General features: G+C 74.5%; 12 protein-coding genes. 7 read left to right on the top strand and 5 right to left on the bottom strand.

Annotated elements, in window-relative coordinates; all coding sequences use genetic code 11:
- The first annotated feature begins 31 nt into the window (after positions 1–31).
- The 3 genes from ACLJPL_RS06680 to ACLJPL_RS06670 all read left to right on the top strand — a co-directional run bounded on the left by ACLJPL_RS06680 (position 32) and on the right by ACLJPL_RS06670 (position 5,211).
- Positions 32–2,548, top strand: a complete 2,517-nt coding sequence (locus ACLJPL_RS06680; RefSeq protein ID WP_411079751.1) for a helicase C-terminal domain-containing protein — start codon at positions 32–34, stop codon at positions 2,546–2,548.
- Between the two features lie 217 nt (positions 2,549–2,765).
- Complete coding sequence (locus ACLJPL_RS06675) at positions 2,766–3,458, top strand: YqjF family protein (protein WP_411080032.1); 693 nt, start codon at positions 2,766–2,768, stop codon at positions 3,456–3,458.
- A gap of 109 nt (positions 3,459–3,567) precedes the next feature.
- The gene (locus tag ACLJPL_RS06670; protein ID WP_411079750.1) at positions 3,568–5,211 is read left to right on the top strand and encodes a DNA repair helicase XPB; all 1,644 of its coding nucleotides are present in this window, start codon (positions 3,568–3,570) and stop codon (positions 5,209–5,211) included.
- A 93-nt stretch (positions 5,212–5,304) separates the two neighbouring features.
- On the opposite strand, the gene ACLJPL_RS06665 is transcribed toward ACLJPL_RS06670, so the two are convergent.
- A complete protein-coding gene (locus ACLJPL_RS06665; RefSeq protein WP_411079749.1) occupies positions 5,305–5,493 on the bottom strand; it encodes a hypothetical protein in 189 nt (62 codons plus the stop codon).
- Between the two features lie 396 nt (positions 5,494–5,889).
- Here ACLJPL_RS06665 and ACLJPL_RS06660 point away from each other — a divergent pair, with 396 nt between their 5' ends.
- Entirely contained in the window at positions 5,890–7,986 is a 2,097-nt protein-coding gene (locus ACLJPL_RS06660) for a HelD family protein (RefSeq protein WP_411079748.1), read from the top strand.
- A gap of 105 nt (positions 7,987–8,091) precedes the next feature.
- Here the strand turns inward: ACLJPL_RS06660 and ACLJPL_RS06655 are convergent, their stop codons facing one another.
- Positions 8,092–8,781, bottom strand: coding sequence for a copper homeostasis protein CutC (locus tag ACLJPL_RS06655; RefSeq protein WP_411079747.1), 690 nt, complete (start codon positions 8,779–8,781; stop codon positions 8,092–8,094).
- Positions 8,782–9,009: 228 nt separating this feature from the next.
- On the opposite strand from ACLJPL_RS06655, the gene ACLJPL_RS06650 reads away from it, so the two are divergent.
- On the top strand, positions 9,010–11,322 hold the full coding sequence (locus ACLJPL_RS06650; protein ID WP_411079746.1) for a heavy metal translocating P-type ATPase: 2,313 nt from the start codon (positions 9,010–9,012) through the stop codon (positions 11,320–11,322).
- A 70-nt stretch (positions 11,323–11,392) separates the two neighbouring features.
- On the opposite strand, the gene ACLJPL_RS06645 is transcribed toward ACLJPL_RS06650, so the two are convergent.
- Genes ACLJPL_RS06645 through ACLJPL_RS06635 form a run of 3 tightly spaced genes read right to left on the bottom strand, consistent with a single transcriptional unit; the run spans position 11,393 to position 13,958 of the window.
- Positions 11,393–12,271 carry a biotin-dependent carboxyltransferase family protein gene (locus ACLJPL_RS06645; protein ID WP_411079745.1) on the bottom strand — a complete coding sequence of 293 codons (879 nt, stop codon included), beginning with the start codon at positions 12,269–12,271 and terminating at the stop codon, positions 11,393–11,395.
- Positions 12,268–13,212 carry a 5-oxoprolinase subunit B family protein gene (locus ACLJPL_RS06640; RefSeq protein ID WP_411079744.1) on the bottom strand — a complete coding sequence of 315 codons (945 nt, stop codon included), beginning with the start codon at positions 13,210–13,212 and terminating at the stop codon, positions 12,268–12,270. The genes ACLJPL_RS06645 and ACLJPL_RS06640 overlap by 4 nt, the downstream gene beginning before the upstream one ends.
- Complete coding sequence (locus ACLJPL_RS06635; RefSeq protein ID WP_411080031.1) at positions 13,209–13,958, bottom strand: LamB/YcsF family protein; 750 nt, start codon at positions 13,956–13,958, stop codon at positions 13,209–13,211. Before ACLJPL_RS06635 ends, ACLJPL_RS06640 begins: the two co-directional genes overlap by 4 nt.
- Positions 13,959–14,193: 235 nt before the next feature.
- Here ACLJPL_RS06635 and ACLJPL_RS06630 point away from each other — a divergent pair, with 235 nt between their 5' ends.
- Both ACLJPL_RS06630 and ACLJPL_RS06625 read left to right on the top strand, forming a co-directional pair.
- A complete protein-coding gene (locus ACLJPL_RS06630) occupies positions 14,194–14,871 on the top strand; it encodes a hypothetical protein (RefSeq protein WP_411079743.1) in 678 nt (225 codons plus the stop codon).
- A gap of 370 nt (positions 14,872–15,241) precedes the next feature.
- Positions 15,242–16,483, top strand: a complete 1,242-nt coding sequence (locus tag ACLJPL_RS06625) for a PQQ-binding-like beta-propeller repeat protein (protein ID WP_411079742.1) — start codon at positions 15,242–15,244, stop codon at positions 16,481–16,483.
- Positions 16,484–16,508: the final 25 nt, after the last annotated feature.

The raw sequence follows: 16,508 nt of genomic DNA, 5'->3' as shown, positions 1-16,508 counted from the left end.
CCGTAGCGTTTCAGCGGCTACCGTGGGACGGATGGGGACGACCACACCACCGCGCACGCTCGCCGAAGCCCTGCGCGCCCGGGGCGACGAATCGCTGGCCGGGCTGCTGCGTGCCCGCCCCGACCTCCTCAACCCGGTGCCGAACGACATCACCCAGCTCGCCACACGGGCCGGCACCCGGGCCTCCGTGGTGCGCGCGCTGGAGCACCTGGACCGGTTCGCGCTCCAGACCGCCGAGGCGCTGGCGGTGGCCCCGGACCCGGCCCCGTACGCCACCCTGCTCTCCCTCCTCACCGGCGACGGGCTCGACGACGGCGAGCAGCGCGACGACGCGGGCGCGGCGATCACCGCCGCACTGCCGGGCGCGCTGGCGACCCTGCGCGAACAGGCCCTGGTCTGGGGCGAGGACGACCGGCTGCGACTGGTGCGCACGGCCCGCGAACTGCTCGCCCCGTCCCCGCAGCGCCCCTCCCCCACGGGCCTCGGCCCGACCGTGGCCGAGGCGACGGCCGGGATGTCGCCGGGCCGGCTCCAGGAGATCCTGGCGGCGACCGGGCTTCCCGCCACCCATGACCCGGTCTCGGCGGTGGCGGCGCTCTCGGCCCTGTTCACGGACCGCACGCGGATGGCGGAGCTGCTGGACACGGCCCCGGTGGAGGCGCTGTCGGTCCTGGACCGGCTGGTGTGGGGGCCGCCGTACGGGGAGGTCACGCCGAACCCGACCCCGCCGGTGAAGTGGCTGCGCGACCGGGGCCTGCTGCTGCCGGTGTCCACCCGCACGGTGGTCCTGCCGCGTGAGGCGGCCCTGCATCTGCGGGCCGGGCGCGCCCATCGCGTACCGGAACCGGTCGCACCGGTCGTCGCGGCGGCCGCCGAACGCGATCCACAGGCTGTGGACAGGGCGGCGGCGGGCCAGGCGTTCACGGCGCTGTCCACGGTGGAGGAGCTGCTGAGCCTCTGGAACGGCGGCGGCCCCGCGATCCTGCGCGCGGGCGGACTGAGCGTACGGGAGCTGAAACGGACCGCGAACGCGCTGGACGCAACGGAGCCGGCCGCCGCGTTCTGGATCGAACTCGCCTACGCCGCCGGGCTGTTGGCCTCGGACGGAGAGACCGACGAACGGTACGCGCCGACGCCCGCGTCCGACGAGTGGCTCGACCTGTCCGCCCAGGACCGCTGGACCCACCTCGCCACCGCGTGGCTCCCGGCCACCCGGGTCCCGGGCCTGGTCGGCGGCCAGGACGCGAAGGGCCGGGCCCTGTCCGCGCTCGGGCCCGAGCTGGACCGCTCGGCCGCGCCGGAGGTACGCCGCCGGGTGCTGGCCCTCTTCGCCGAACTGCCGCCGGGCACCGCGCCCGACCCGGTGACGCTGCTGGAACGGCTGCGCTGGGAACGCCCGTTGCGCACCGGCCCCACCACCCCCTCGGCCTCCCCGCCGTCCGCTTCCACGGCCTCGGCCTCCCCGGGCTCGGGCGAGGGGTCGGACCTCCGCTCCCGGCTCGCCCTGTGGACGCTGAACGAGGCGGAGTCGCTGGGCATCACGGGCCGGGGCGCGCTCTCCACACAGGCCCGCGCACTCCTGGACCGGGGCGAGGACGCGGCGGCCGCCCTCCTCGCGCCGCTCCTGCCCGAACCCCTGGACCACGTCCTGCTCCAGGCGGACCTGACGGCGGTCGCGCCGGGCCCCCTGGAACGCCCCCTCGCGGAAACCCTCTCCGTCCTGGCCGACGTCGAGTCCAAGGGCGGGGCGACGGTCTACCGCTTCACGCCCGGCTCGGTGCGCCGCGCCCTGGACGCCGGACAGGCGGCGGCGGACCTGCACGCGTTCCTGGCCGCGCACAGCCGTACGCCGGTGCCGCAGCCCCTGAGCTACCTGATCGACGACGTGGCCCGCCGCCACGGCCACCTGCGGATCGGGGCGGCGTCCGCGTACGTGCGCTGCGACGACGAGGCGGTCCTCAACGAGATCCTGGCCGACCGCCGCTCGACGGGCCTGCGCCTGCGCCGCCTCGCCCCCACGGTCCTGGCCTCCCAGGCGGACCCCGGCTCGCTCCTGGAGGCGCTGCGCGAGATGGGCTGCGCCCCCGCCGCCGAATCGGCCGAGGGCGACGTCCTGATCACCCGCGCGGGAGCCCGCCGCACCCCGCCCCGCACACCCCCGGTCCCGGTCCCCGAAGGCCCCCCGGCCCCGGACGACACCCTGCTCGGCGCGGCGGTACGGGCCATCCGCGCCGGCGACACGGCGGCCACGGTGATCCGCAAGGACCCGGCGGAGGGCGGCCCGTCGTCCACCGCGCCCTCCGGCTCCCTGCCCCGCACCACGTCGGCGGAGACCCTGGCCACGGTCCAGGCGGCCGCGATGACGGGCTCGGCGGTCTGGATCGGCTACGTCAACGCGGAGGGCGCGGCCAGCCAGCGCGTGATCGCCCCGGTCCGCGTCGAGGGCGGCTTCGTCACGGCGTACGACCACACGGCCGACGAGGTCCGCACGTACCCGCTGCACCGGATCACGGGCGTGGCGGAACTGGCCGAGGACGGGATGGGGTAGGAGCCCCCGGCGGGCCGAGGGGGCGGATGGCGGGAGCCCCCGGCGGGCCGAGGGGGGCGGATGGCGGGAGCCCGGTGAGTGCCCGCACCGCGTCTGCGATGCTGCGGGCATGTCCTTCGCCGACCGGGCCCCCGAACCGAAGCGCGTGCCGCCCGAGCCGGCGACGGCCCGGGCGGTGGCGGCCGAGCCGGTGTCGCCCGTGCCGCCCGGTGCGCCGATGCGGCCGTTGCTCACGCAGTCCTGGCTGGACCTGGCGTTCCTGCACTGGGCGGTCGATCCGGCGGACGTGGCTCCGCTGCTGCCGGAGGGGACCGTGCCGGACACCCTCGACGGGGCGACGTACGTGGGTCTGGTCGCGTTCCGGATGCACCGCGTGGGGTGGCTCGGGCTGCCGGGCATCCCCTACCTGGGGACCTTCCCCGAGACCAACGTGCGGCTGTACTCCGTGGACGCCCGCGGCCGGCGCGGCGTCGTCTTCCGCTCGCTCGACGCCTCGCGGCTGATCCCGGTCGCCGTGGCGCGGGCCGCGTTCCGGCTGCCGTACGTGTGGTCCCGGATGGGCGTCGAGCGCTCCGGCGACACCCTCACGTACACGAGCACCCGGCGGTGGCCCGGCCCGCGCGGCGCGCGGAGCCGGATCGTGCTGCGGGCCGGGGCGGCGATCGGGGAGCCCACGCCCCTGGAGCACTTCCTCACCGCCCGGTGGGCCCTGCACAGCTCGTTCTTCGGGCGGACCGCGCACCTGCCCAACGCCCATCCCCGGTGGCCCCTGCACCGCGCGGAGCTGCTGGAGTGCGACGAGGACCTGGTGGCGGCGGGGGGACTGCCCGCGCCGGTGGGGGATCCGGTGAGCGTGCTGTACTCGCCGGGCGTCCCGGTGCGCTTCGGGCCGCAGCGGCGCGGGCGCTGAGCGTGCGGCGGCCCCCTCCGCGCACGCCCACCCCGCCCCGCCCCGCGATGCGGCACACTGGACGTTTGGCCGCATCCGTGGCCGCACCCCGCAGAAAGGGCCGAAGCGCGTGACCGGACCCCTCATCGTCCAGAGCGACAAGACGCTGCTCCTCGAAGTCGACCACGAGCTGGCGGACGCCTGTCGCCGGGTCATCGCGCCCTTCGCGGAGCTGGAGCGTGCGCCCGAGCACATCCATACGTACCGGCTCACCCCGCTCGGGCTGTGGAACGCCCGCGCCGCCGGGCACGACGCCGAGCAGGTCGTCGACGCCCTGGTGGAGTACTCCCGCTACCCCGTGCCGCACGCGCTCCTGGTCGACATCGCCGAGACGATGGCGCGGTACGGGCGGCTCACCCTCTCCAAGCACCCGGTGCACGGACTGGTCCTCACCAGCACCGACCGGCCCGTGCTGGAGGAGATCCTGCGGTCGAAGAAGGTCCAGCCGCTGGTCGGGGCCCGGATCGACCCGGACACCGTGGCCGTCCACCCCTCCGAGCGCGGGCAGATCAAGCAGACCCTGCTGAAGCTGGGGTGGCCCGCCGAGGACCTTGCCGGTTACGTCGACGGCGAGGCCCATCCGATCGAGCTGGCCGAGGACGGCTGGGCCCTGCGGCCGTACCAGAAGCAGGCGGTGGAGGGCTTCTGGCACGGCGGGTCGGGTGTTGTCGTGCTGCCCTGCGGGGCCGGGAAGACGCTCGTCGGGGCCGGCGCCATGGCCGAGGCCAAGGCGACCACGCTGATCCTGGTCACCAACACCGTCTCCGCCCGGCAGTGGAAGCACGAGCTGGTGAAGCGGACGTCGCTCACCGAGGACGAGATCGGCGAGTACAGCGGTACGAAGAAGGAGATCCGGCCGGTCACCATCGCCACCTACCAGGTGCTGACCACCCGCCGGAAGGGCGTCTACCCGCATCTGGAGCTCTTCGACTCCCGTGACTGGGGCCTCGTCGTCTACGACGAGGTGCACCTACTGCCCGCGCCCGTCTTCAAGTTCACCGCCGACCTCCAGGCCCGGCGACGGCTCGGGCTGACCGCCACCCTCGTACGGGAGGACGGGCGGGAGTCGGACGTCTTCTCGCTCATCGGGCCCAAGCGGTTCGACGCCCCGTGGAAGGAGATCGAGGCGCAGGGCTACATCGCGCCCGCCGACTGCGTGGAGGTACGGGTCAACCTCACCGACTCCGAGCGGCTCGCGTACGCGACGGCCGAGGCGGAGGAGAAGTACCGGTTCTGCGCCACCACCGCCACCAAGCGGAAGGTCACCGAGGCGCTGGTGCGCAAGCACCGGGGCGAGCAGACGCTCGTCATCGGGCAGTACATCGACCAGCTGGACGAGCTGGGCGAACACCTGGACGCTCCCGTCATCAAGGGCGAGACCAGCAACGCCCAGCGCGAGAAGCTCTTCGGCGCGTTCCGGAACGGGGAGATCAGCGTCCTCGTCGTCTCCAAGGTCGCCAACTTCTCCATCGACCTGCCGGAGGCCACCGTCGCCATCCAGGTCTCCGGGACCTTCGGGTCGCGGCAGGAGGAGGCCCAGCGGCTGGGACGGGTCCTGCGGCCCAAGGCCGACGGGCACGAGGCCCGGTTCTACTCGGTCGTCGCCCGCGACACCATCGACCAGGACTTCGCGGCGCACCGCCAGCGGTTCCTGGCCGAGCAGGGCTACGCGTACCGGATCGTCGACGCGGACGAGCTGCTCGCGGGCAACTGACGGGGCCCGTGCCCCGGGGCGCGCGAGGGAGACACGAAGTGGGCGCGAGGGGCGGGCGTGCGGCGGGAGTGCGGCGCGAGGAGGGCGGGTCGGTCAGCGGGCCCGCCGGATTCCCGCCTCCTCCGCGTACTCCCCCAGGACGACGACGCCGAAGGCGGCCGTCACGAAGACCTTGACGGCGCGCAGCGCGTCTCCGACGCGGTGGGGTCGGTGGTGGCCGGTGACCGCGGTCGCGCCGTGCGCGGGGCCGGTCCTGTGCGGGTTCAGGGTGGTGGTGCTCATGCATCCATGGTGCTCCCGTCACCCGTTCGGGCGCGTCGGTCCGCAGAGTGAACCCGCGCGCCGGGCGCGTAGCCCTCCAGTACCGCTCCGGCCGCGCGCATCCCCTACGGGTACCCCCCGCCCCTACGACCCCGGGCCCTCGCCCGGCGGAGCCCGTAATCCGTTTCGCCGCCGACCCGCCCTGTGGCTACAATCGCCGGTCTGCCCGCCTCCCGCGCCGAAGTCAACGGCCCCGGGAGCGCCGCCGACCGGACGGAAACCGGCCGACACACGCGAACGAACCTTCCGAGCGGACCGTCCTGCTCCGGCTCCCGCCGGAACCGACGAGCGGTCCGCCGTCCCGCGTCGAAGCTGTTGCAGCTGTCGAAGAGCCGTTGAAGAGCCGGAGGCAACACCGTGCCCGCGCACGTAGCAGAGAGCGACTCCACCACCGACCCCCTGGCGCACGAACGCGCCCATCTCGCCGCGTCCCGCGCCGCCCTGCGGGCGATGCGCGAGGACGTCCAGGCCCTCGACATCCGCGATGTCACCGCGAACTGGGTCAACGCCGCCGTGCTCCAGTCCCAGATCGACGACCGCATCAAGGCGCTCGCCGACCTCGCCCACACCCCCCTGTTCTTCGGCCGCCTCGACTACCTCCACGCGGTCGGCGGCGAGTCGGCCGAGGGCGCGGAGGGCGAGCGGTTCTACATCGGCCGGCGGCACGTCCACGACACCGCCGGCGACCCGATGGTCATCGACTGGCGGGCCCCGGTCTCCCAGCCGTACTACCAGGCGTCCCCGAAGAAGCCCCAGGACGTGGGGCTGCGCCGCCGCTTCGGGTACACGGCCGGCGAGCTCACCGCGTACGAGGACGAGCACCTCACCGACCCGACCGGGATCGCGCACACCAGCCGGCTCCTCCAGGCGGAGATCGAGCGGCCCCGCGTCGGCCCGATGCGCGACATCGTCGCCACCATCCAGCCCGAGCAGGACGAGATCGTACGGAGCGGCCTCGGCGGGACCGTCTGCGTGCAGGGCGGACCCGGCACCGGGAAGACCGCCGTGGGCCTGCACCGGGTGGCGTTCCTGCTGTACGCGCACCGCGACCGCCTCGCCCGCACCGGCACCCTCGTCGTCGGGCCGAACCGGTCCTTCCTCCACTACATCGAGCAGGTCCTGCCCGCCCTCGGCGAGCTGGAGGTCAAGCAGGCCACCGTCGACGACCTGGTCACGGCGGGCGTGGAGGTCCGGGGCACGGACGACGCGGCCGCCGCCGTCGTCAAGGGCGACGCCCGCATGGCCGAGGTGCTGCGCCGGGCCATCCGCTCGCACGTCACCACCCCGGCCGAGCCGGTCGTCGTGGTGCGCGGGTCGCGGCGCTGGCGGGTGCCCGCGTACGAGATCGAGGAGATGGTCGACGAGCTGCTGGCCAGGGACATGCGGTACGGCTCCGCCCACGAGGCCCTGCCGCAGCGGATCGCGCACGCCGTCCTCGTACGGATGGAGGAGGCGGGCGAGGCCCCCGACGACCGGGTGCAGAACAGCGTGGCCCGCAATCCGGCGGTGAAGGCGGCCGTGAAGGCGATCTGGCCCGCCGTCAACCCGGAGAAGCTGGTGCTGCGGCTGCTGACCGACCCGGAGTTCCTGGCCGCGCACGCGGCGGGGCTGCTCAGCGAGGACGAGCGGAAGCTCATCCTGTGGGCGAAGCCCGCACGGAGTGTGAAGTCGGCCAAGTGGTCGGCGGCGGACGCGGTGCTGATCGACGAGGCCCGCGATCTGGTGGCCCGTACGCACTCGCTCGGCCATGTCGTGCTCGACGAGGCGCAGGACCTCTCCCCCATGCAGTACCGGGCGGTGGGGCGGCGCTGCTCGACCGGCTCGGCCACCGTGCTCGGGGACCTCGCGCAGGGAACGACGCCGTGGTCCACGGAGAGTTGGACCGAGGCCCTGTTCCACCTCGGGAAGGCGGACGCGGTGGTGGAGGAGCTGACGGCCGGCTTCCGCGTGCCGCGCGAGGTGATCGCGTACGCCTCCCGGCTGCTGCCCGCGATCTCGCCGGGGCTCGCGGCGGTGGAGTCGGTGCGTGAGTCGCCCGGTTCGCTGGTCGTACGGGAGGTGGCGGGGGCGGACGGTGCGGACGAGCCGGCCGCCGCTTCCCTGGACTCCGCCGTCGTCGCCGCCTGTGAGGAGTCGCTGCGGCATGAGGGGTCCATCGGGCTGATCTGCGCCGACGCGCGGATTCCGGCGCTGGGGACGGCGTTGGAGGCGGCGGGCCACGCGTATCTGTCCCCCGGAGAGGAGACCACCGCGGAGTCCCGGCTGACGCTGGTGCCCGCGTCGCTCGCGAAGGGGCTGGAGTACGACTACGTGGTGCTCGACGAACCGGCGGCCGTGGTGGACGGCGAACCGGACGAGCGGACCGGGCTGCGGCGGCTGTACGTGGCGCTGACCCGTGCGGTGTCGGGGCTGACGGTGGTGCACGCGGCGGCGTTGCCGGAGGCGCTGGGGTAGGGACGCCTGCGGTCACGGCGAGGGAGGGCGGGTACGGGTGCGGCGAGGGGGCGGGGCCTTCGCGGCTTCCGCCCCGCGCCTCCCGCCCCGCGCCTTCCGGAGCCGTCAGGCGTCGAGGGCCTCGCGCCACTCCCGTACCGCCGCGGCGTCCACCGGGGCCGACCAGCCGGACGGGCGGGCCGCGCCGCCGATGTGGAAGGCGTCGATGCCCGCCGTCCGCAGCCGCGGCAGGTGGTGGAGCTGGAGACCGCCGCCCACCAGGATCCGCGCCTCGTACCCGGGTTCCCGGGTACGGGCGGCCTCCTCCAGGAGTGTGGGGATGCCCGCGTCGACCCCGTCCGGCGAACCCGCCGTGAGGTAGGTGTCCAGGCCGGGCACGTCCGCGAGCTGCTTGCGCAGGGCGTCGCGGTCGGCGGCCCGGTCGATCGCGCGGTGGAACGTCCACCGGCAGCCGTCCAGCTCGGCGACGAGCCGCTCGACGGCCACCAGGTCGGCGTGCCCGTCCTCGTCGAGGAAGCCGAGCACGAACTCGTCGGCTCCCTCCGCCCGCATCTCGCGGGCCTTGCCGACCAGTACGTCGATGTCGCCCGCGGCGAAACCGTCCGCCACCCTGAGCATGACGCGCAGCGGGATGTCCACGGCGGACCGGATCGCCGCGAAGGTCTCCCGTGACGGCGTCAGACCGTCCGCGGCCATGTCGGTGACCAGTTCGAGGCGGTCTGCGCCACCTGCCTGGGCGGCGACCGCGTCCTCCGCGTCGAGAGCGATCACCTCCAGGACTGCACGGTTGCTCATGGGTCCCCATTCCTCCGATACGCGGCTATAGGTCTAGTCCAATGACCAGCCTACGGGGCGGCCCAGTGGCCGCACAGCCCTCCATCTGAACGCATGATCGCGGAGATGCGCGAGCCCGCCCCGCAGGCGCCGCCCGGCGCGCCTTGCGCTTCATAGGGGCGGGGGGTATACATGGGGAGAGGAAGAGATACCCCCTAGGGGTATCAGAAACCGCCTTGAGGAGTCCCCGTGCCCACCCACTCCGCCACCACCGCCACCACCGGCGCTGCCACCCCCGCCGGGTCCGCAACCGACGGGTCCGGCACCGTCGAGCTCGCCATCGGCGGGATGACCTGCGCCTCCTGCGCGGCCCGCATCGAGAAGAAGCTCAACCGGATGGACGGGGTGGAGGCGACCGTCAACTACGCCACCGAGAAGGCGAAGGTGACGTACCGGGGCGAGGACGTCTCCGTACAGGATCTGATCTCCACCGTCGAAGCGACCGGCTACACCGCTCAGGAACCGCCACCTCCGGAGACGAGGCGGAACGAGACGGCGGCCGAGTCCGAACCCGACGACGGGCTCACCACTCTCCGCCAGCGCCTGATCACCTCGCTCGTCCTCGCCGTGCCGGTCATCGCGATGGCGATGATCCCGGCCCTCCAGTTCGACAACTGGCAGTGGCTCTCGCTGACGCTCGCCGCGCCCGTCGTCACCTACGCCGGCTGGCCCTTCCACCGCGCCGCCTGGACCAACCTCCGGCACGGCGCGGCGACGATGGACACCCTGATCTCGGTCGGCACGTCGGCCGCGTTCCTGTGGTCGGTGTGGGCGCTGTTCTTCGGCACGGCGGGCATGACGGGGATGACGCACCCGTTCGAGCTGACCATCGCGCGCGGCGACGGAGCCGGGAACATCTACCTCGAAGCCGCCGCCGGGGTGACCGCCTTCATCCTCGCGGGCCGCTACTTCGAGGCCCGCTCCAAGCGGAAGGCCGGGGCCGCGCTCCGGGCCCTCATGGAGCTGGGCGCGAAGGAGGTCACCGTCCTCCGCGACGGCGGCCAGGTCACCGTCCCGACCTCCGAACTCCAGGTGGGGGACCGTTTCCTGGTCCGGCCCGGCGAGAAGATCGCCACCGACGGCCTGGTCGTCGAGGGCAGCTCCGCCGTGGACGCCTCCATGCTCACCGGCGAGTCCGTCCCCGTGGAAGTCGCCACCGGCGACCCCGTCACCGGAGCCACCATCAACGCCGGCGGACGACTCGTCATCGAAGCCACCCACATCGGCTCCGACACCCAACTCGCCCGCATGGCCCGCCTCGTCGAGGACGCCCAGAACGGCAAAGCCGCCGCGCAACGCCTCGCCGACCGCATCTCCGCCGTCTTCGTCCCCGTCGTCATCGCCCTGTCCCTGGGGACCCTGGGCTTCTGGCTCGGCAGCGGGGCCGGACTCACCGCCGCCTTCACCGCCGCCGTCGCCGTCCTGATCATCGCCTGCCCCTGCGCCCTCGGCCTCGCCACCCCCACCGCCCTCATGGTCGGCACCGGCCGCGGCGCCCAACTCGGCATCCTCATCAAGGGCCCCGAAGTCCTCGAAACCACCCGCCGCGCCGACACCATCGTCCTGGACAAGACCGGCACGGTGACGACCGGCAAGATGGCCCTCCTCGACGTCCACACCGCCGAAGGCACGGAGGAGAACGACGTCCTGCGCCTGGCCGGGGCCCTGGAGAACGCCTCCGAACACCCCATCGCCCAAGCAGTGGCAGCCGGCGCCCTCGAACGCCTCAGCACCACCCCCCTCCCCACCCCCGAAGACTTCACCAACATCCCCGGCCTCGGCGTCCAGGGCATCGTCGAAGGACACGCCCTCCTCGTCGGCCGGGAGAAGCTGCTCGCCGAGTGGGAGATCCGGCTGCCGGAGGCGCTGGCCCGCGCGAAGGCCAAGGCGGAGAGCGCCGGGCGTACGGCGATCACGGTCGCGTGGGACGGGGAGGCGCGGGCGGTCCTGGAGGTCGCGGACGCGGTGAAGGACACCAGCGCCGAGGCCGTCCGGCGGCTGCGGGCCCTCGGGCTCACCCCGATCCTGCTCACCGGCGACAACCGGGCCGTCGCGGAGGCGGTGGCGGCCGAGGTCGGGATCGGTGCCGGTGACGTGTACGCGGAGGTCATGCCCGAGGACAAGGTCGACGTCGTCAAGCGCCTCCAGGCGGAGGGCCGCAGCGTCGCCATGGTCGGTGACGGGGTCAACGACGCCGCCGCCCTCGCCCAGGCCGACCTGGGGCTGGCCATGGGCACGGGCACGGACGCCGCGATCGAGGCCGGCGACCTCACCCTCGTACGGGGTGATCTGCGGGCCGCCGCCGACGCCATCCGGCTCTCGCGCCGCACCCTCTCCACCATCCGGACCAACCTGTTCTGGGCCTTCGCCTACAACGTCGCCGCCCTGCCGCTCGCCGCCGCGGGGCTCCTGAGCCCGATGATCGCCGGGGCCGCGATGGCGTTCTCGTCGGTGTTCGTGGTCGGCAACTCGCTGCGGCTGCGGGGCTTCAAGGGGGCGTGAGCGCAGTGTGTACGGGGCTGCTCACGCCCGTACGAAGGGGAGGGCGTGCGCGTCGTACGCACAAGGCTGCTCACGCCCGTACGAAGAACCGGACCCGCGTTCCTGGAACCGCCTGAGCCGCCGTGGCGAGGGCGGTTTCCGGTACGACGCCGATGACCGGGTAACCCCCCGTCGTCGGGTGGTCGTTGAGGAAGACGACGGGGAGCCCGTCCGGGGGCACCTGGATCGCCCCTGACACCATGCCCTCGCTGGGCAGTTCGCCGCCCCGGGCCCGCTCCAGGGCGGGTCCCTCGGTGCGCAGGCCGATGCGGTTGCTGTGCGGGGAGACCCGATAGGCGGCGGTGGTGAGCGTACGCAGCGCGGCGGCCGTGAACCACGCGTGGCGCGGGCCGAGGTGGAGCGGCAGGACCAGTTCGGCGGGGACGCCGGGCCAGGGGACGGTTTCCCAGGGCCCGACCGGCGCGGACGCCGCATCGCCCAGCGGCAGCGTGTCGCCCTCCCGCAGCGGGGCCGGGCCCAGGCCCGAGAGGAGGTCGGCGGAGCGGCTGCCCAGCACCGGTTCCGGCTCCAGGCCGCCCGCGAACGCCAGGTAGCCGCGCACCCCGTTCACCGCGGGGCCCACGTCCAGCACCGCGCCCGCCGGAACCCGCACGGGCGCGCCCCACGCCACCGGCCGCCCGTCCACTGTGACCCGGCACCCCGCACCGCCGACGACGGCCACGACGGCCCGGTCCGGGCGGACCGCGCACCCGGTGACGGTGGTCTCCAGGACGGCGGCGTCGGGCCGGTTGCCCACGAGCCGGTTGGCCAGCCGGGCGGCGGGCGCGTCCAGCGCCCCGGCCCGCCCGACGCCGAGGTGGGCCCAGCCGGGGCGGCCGGCGTCCTGGACGGTGGTCAGCGCGCCGGGGCGGACGACGTGGAGGAACCCGCCCCGTGGAACGCCGGTCATCCGTGCGCCTCCGTACGAGGAGGGGGTACGGGTGCCGACGCCGTGGGGGTCGACGCCGTGGGGGTCGACGCCGTGGAGGTCGACGCCGTGGAGGTCGAAGCCCTGGGGGGCGAAGCCGTGGAGGTCGAAGCCGTGGGGGTCGACGCCGCGAGCCCCGAAGCCAGAGGCGACGCGGCCACGGGCGACGCGGCCACGGGTGCCGACGCCACGAACCGCACCCGGGTCCCCGGCGCCAGCAGCGCCGCCGGTTCCCGGTCCGGGTCCCACAGGGCCGCCGGCTCCACCATCCGCCCGATGAGCTGCCACCCGCCGGGCGAGACCCGTGGGTAGACCCCGGTGTACGGTCCGGCGAGGGCCACCGCCCCGGCCGGAACCCTCGTACGCGGGGTCGTGCGCCGGGGCACATGCAGGCGCTCGGGCAGCCCGGTGAGATACCCGAACCCGGGCGCGAACCCGCAGAAGGCCACCCGGAACGCGGTACGGGAGTGGAGTCCGCCCACCTCGTCGACGCCGACGCCCCAGAGCGCGGCGACCTCCGCCAGGTCGGGCCCGTCGTACACGACCGGGATCTCGACCGCGTCGCGCTCCTCGTGGCGCAGGGGCGGTACGGGCCAGGAGAGGAGGTCCCGGGCGAGCCGGTCACGGGCGAGCCGGTCACGGGCGAGCCGGTCACGGGCGAGCCGGTCCCTGTCGAGCCGGTCGCGGGCGGTGGACGCGCTCCCTCCGGCCTGTTCGTGGTGGCCGATGCCGTCGAGCAGCACGGTCCGCGCGCCGGGGACGATCTCGCGTACGCCGGGGAGTGCGCCCCGCTCACGGCGGCGGAGCACCTCGGCGTGGAAGGCTTCGGCCCGCTCGCCGTCCGCCAGTTCGACGAGGAGGGCGTGCGGCCCGGCGGGCAGCACCCGTATCCCGTACGCATCCGAGCCGACGCCCCAGGTCATGTGAACGCCTCCACCCGCACGCCCGCTTCCTCCAGTGCCGCCCGCACCCGGCGGGCGAGGGCGGCGGCCCCCGGGGTGTCGCCGTGGACGCAGAGCGAGCGCGCCTCGACGGGTATCCGGCTGCCGTCCGCCCCGGTGACCGCCCGGTCGAGCGCCAGGCCGACCCCACGGCGTACGACCTCGTCGGCGTCGTGCACCACCGCGCCCGGTTCGCCGCGCGGGACCAGCGTGCCCCGCGCGGTGTACGCCCGGTCGGCGAACGCCTCCTCCACGGCGGGCAGCCCGGCGGCGGAGGCGTGGGCGAGCAGGTGGGAGCCGGGCAGCCCGAGGACGGCGAGGCCGCCGCCCGCGAGCCGGACGCCCGCGACGACGGCGGCGGCCTGCTGCTCGTCGTGGACGGTCCGGTTGTAGAGGGCGCCGTGCGGTTTGACGTACGAGACGGTCGAGCCGGCCGCCTCAGCGAACACCCGCAGAGCGCCGATCTGGTAGGCGACCTCGGCGGCCAGTTCGTCGGGCGGCACGTCCATCGAGCGACGCCCGAACCCGGCCAGGTCCCGGTAGGAGACCTGGGCCCCGATCCGTACCCCGTTCGCCGCCGCCGCGTCGCAGACCCGCCGCATGACGGAGGCGTCGCCCGCGTGGAAGCCGCAGGCCACGTTGGCGCTGGTGACACAGGCGAGGAGCGCCTCGTCGTCGGTCAGGGTCCAGCGGCCGAAGCCCTCGCCCAGGTCCGCGTTCAGGTCCATCTTCACCGGGCGCACGCTATTGACTGCGCTCTTGGGCGACAAGGGCCGGTCCGAGGAGCGGAAGGCCCAGCGCCGCTTCCGGTCGTCGGCCGTCCGGCTTCGGCGGCCGGTCGAAGAGGTGCGGGTCCCCCTCCCGTACGCCGTGCGGCTCGTACCGCGTGCCGGCCAGCGGCCGGTCCGCGTACAGCCGGATCGGGGTCCCGTCCGCCAGGGACCCAGCCTCTAGGGTCGTCCCATGACGGACAGCCCGCGCCCCCGCGCCCCCCGTACCGCCCTGGCCGACCGCTGGCGGGACACGCTTCTCGCCGCCCGCGCCGGGGCGCCCGGCCCGGACCCGTTGCCGTACGCCGAGAACCTCCTCGACCGCTGGGACGAACCGCAGCGCCGGTACCACACCACCGCCCACCTGACGGCGGTGCTGGACCGGATCGACGCCCTCGCCGGGTACGCCGCCGATGTGCAGGCGGTGCGGCTGGCCGCCTGGTTCCACGATGCGGTGTACCGGCCCGACCGCACGGAGAACGAGGAGCGCAGCGCCGCCCTCGCCGAGCGCGCGCTGCCCGAGGCGGGGGTGGCGGACGGGGTGACGGCGGAGGTCGCGCGGCTGGTCCGGCTCACCGTGACGCACGACCCGGCGGACGGGGACCGTAACGGCGAGGTGCTGTGCGACGCGGACCTGGCGGTCCTGGCGGGCGGCCCGCAGGAGTACGCGGCGTACGCGGCCCAGGTGCGGGAGGAGTACGGGTTCGTCCCCGACGCGGCGTTCCGGGCGGGGCGGGCGGATGTGCTGCGGCAACTCCTCGCGCTGCCGAGGCTGTTCCGTACGCCGCACGGGGCGGCCGAGTGGGAGGCGCGGGCCCGGCACAACCTGGCGACGGAGCTGGAGCTGCTGGAGCCGTCCGGTCCGCGGTGACCGGCAGCGGGTCCGGCCCCGGCTCCGGTCGGCGGGTGGCGGGGTTCCGGTCGGTCCGGTCGGCGGATGGCCGGGCTCCGGTCGGCGGACGGTCCCGCTCCGGTCGGTCCGGTCGGTCCGGTCGCCGGATGGCCGGGCTCCGGTCGGCGGACGGTCCCGCTCCGGTCGCCGGATGGCCGGGCTCCGGTCGGTCCGGTCGGCGGATGGCGGGGGTCCGGTGGACGGACGGTCCCGCTTCGGTCGGCAATGTTCCGGTTCCTTCACGGAGTTGTTCCGGTCACGCTCTGCCCCGGCCGGGGGCGCCTGACGGCGGCTACCGTCTGGCATCGCAGTTGCACACACTCTGACTCATTCCATGGGGGGCGGCAGGATGTCCAAGGGATCCGCGGGATACGGCACGGCGGTCGGCAGGTCTTCACGGCGGCGAATACTGCGACTGGCCGGCGGTGGGCTCACGTTGGCGGCGCTCGGAGCCGGGTCGACCGGCTGCGAGGACCCGCACGAGACCGGCGGCGAAGGCAGCATCCCGCCGCCGCGCACCGCTTCGCCCAAGGCCCCGAAGGACGGCGAGGCCCCCGCGCCGCTGTGGTCGAGAACGACTTCGGCACAGACGTACGGGGACAACGACGAGCTGGTGGCCGTGGCCGGTGCGGTGATCGCCAGCGGCGCCCCGCTGGCCGCGCTCGACGGGGCGACCGGCGAGGAGCGGTGGTCGCTGCCGGGCGGCGCGGTCCCCGGAGCCCCGCTGCTGCTCGGCAACGGCGACGACACCCTGTACCTGGCCAGCGACACGTACGACGGCGCCGTCATCGGGTACGCCCCGGCCTCCGGCAAGGAGACCTGGCGCAGCCACCTCGGCAAGGAGTACCGGCAGCCGAGGCCGATCGCGGTGGACGGGAAGCAGGTGTACGTCATCGCCGAGGTCCTGGAGGCCGACAACTCGTCCCGCACCAACGTGATCGCCGCGCTGAACAGCGGCACGGGCAAGCTCGTCTGGAAGGAACAACGCGACCTGGGCACCCAGCAGAACGGCGTCCACGCCGCCGTCCAGGGCCGCTATCTCGTCTACACGGACTTCAAGAAGAACCTCACGGTGCGCGACACCGCCACCGGCCGGCAGGTGTGGACGCAGAAGACGACGAAGACGAGTTACGGCCCCTTCGCGATCCACGAGGACCTGGTGATCGTCCCGCAGGGGCAGCGGCTCCAGTCCTTCGCCCTGGCGGACGGGTCCGAGAAGTGGTCCGTACAGGCCGAGGAGTTCACCGCCTTCCGGGAGCCGGCCGTCCTGGACGGTGTCCTCCACATCGCGGACAGCGGCCGGACGCTCTGGGCCCTCGACCCGCGGACCGGAAAGAAGATCTGGCAGTCCACGGCCCTCAAGGACGCGGGCGCCCAGGCGCCCCGGCAGTTCGTCAGGGTCGGGGGCGTGCTCTACGGGGCCACCGACCTGGACGAGAAGGGCGGCGTCCACGCCATCGACACGAGGACGGGGGCCCTGCGCTGGACGTTCAACGACGGGTCGAGCGACCACCACGCCTGGCTGGTGGCCACCGACGGCAAGCGCGTCTTCGCTCTGCACGGCGAGAAGCTGCACGCCCTGCCCGTCTGACCGGCCCCGGGGGCCCGGGCCGGCG

The organism is Streptomyces sp. cmx-18-6 (genome assembly GCF_046548915.1).
Taxonomy (GTDB): Bacteria; Actinomycetota; Actinomycetes; order Streptomycetales; family Streptomycetaceae; genus Streptomyces.
The sequence above is the reverse complement of the archived record's forward strand: the minus strand, read 5'-3'. Positions and strand labels throughout refer to the sequence as shown.

Bases quoted from the DNA above. Each gene is read 5' to 3' on its own strand.
- ACLJPL_RS06680 (WP_411079751.1), top strand. From the start codon at position 32: ATGGGGACGACCACACCACCGCGCACGCTCGCCGAAGCCCTGCGCGCC.
- ACLJPL_RS06675 (WP_411080032.1), top strand. From the start codon at position 2,766: ATGCGGCCGTTGCTCACGCAGTCCTGGCTGGACCTGGCGTTCCTGCAC.
- ACLJPL_RS06665 (WP_411079749.1), bottom strand. From the start codon at position 5,493: ATGAGCACCACCACCCTGAACCCGCACAGGACCGGCCCCGCGCACGGC.
- ACLJPL_RS06655 (WP_411079747.1), bottom strand. From the start codon at position 8,781: ATGAGCAACCGTGCAGTCCTGGAGGTGATCGCTCTCGACGCGGAGGAC.
- ACLJPL_RS06645 (WP_411079745.1), bottom strand. From the start codon at position 12,271: ATGACCGGCGTTCCACGGGGCGGGTTCCTCCACGTCGTCCGCCCCGGC.
- ACLJPL_RS06640 (WP_411079744.1), bottom strand. From the start codon at position 13,212: ATGACCTGGGGCGTCGGCTCGGATGCGTACGGGATACGGGTGCTGCCC.
- ACLJPL_RS06635 (WP_411080031.1), bottom strand. From the start codon at position 13,958: ATGGACCTGAACGCGGACCTGGGCGAGGGCTTCGGCCGCTGGACCCTG.
- ACLJPL_RS06630 (WP_411079743.1), top strand. From the start codon at position 14,194: ATGACGGACAGCCCGCGCCCCCGCGCCCCCCGTACCGCCCTGGCCGAC.
- ACLJPL_RS06625 (WP_411079742.1), top strand. From the start codon at position 15,242: ATGTCCAAGGGATCCGCGGGATACGGCACGGCGGTCGGCAGGTCTTCA.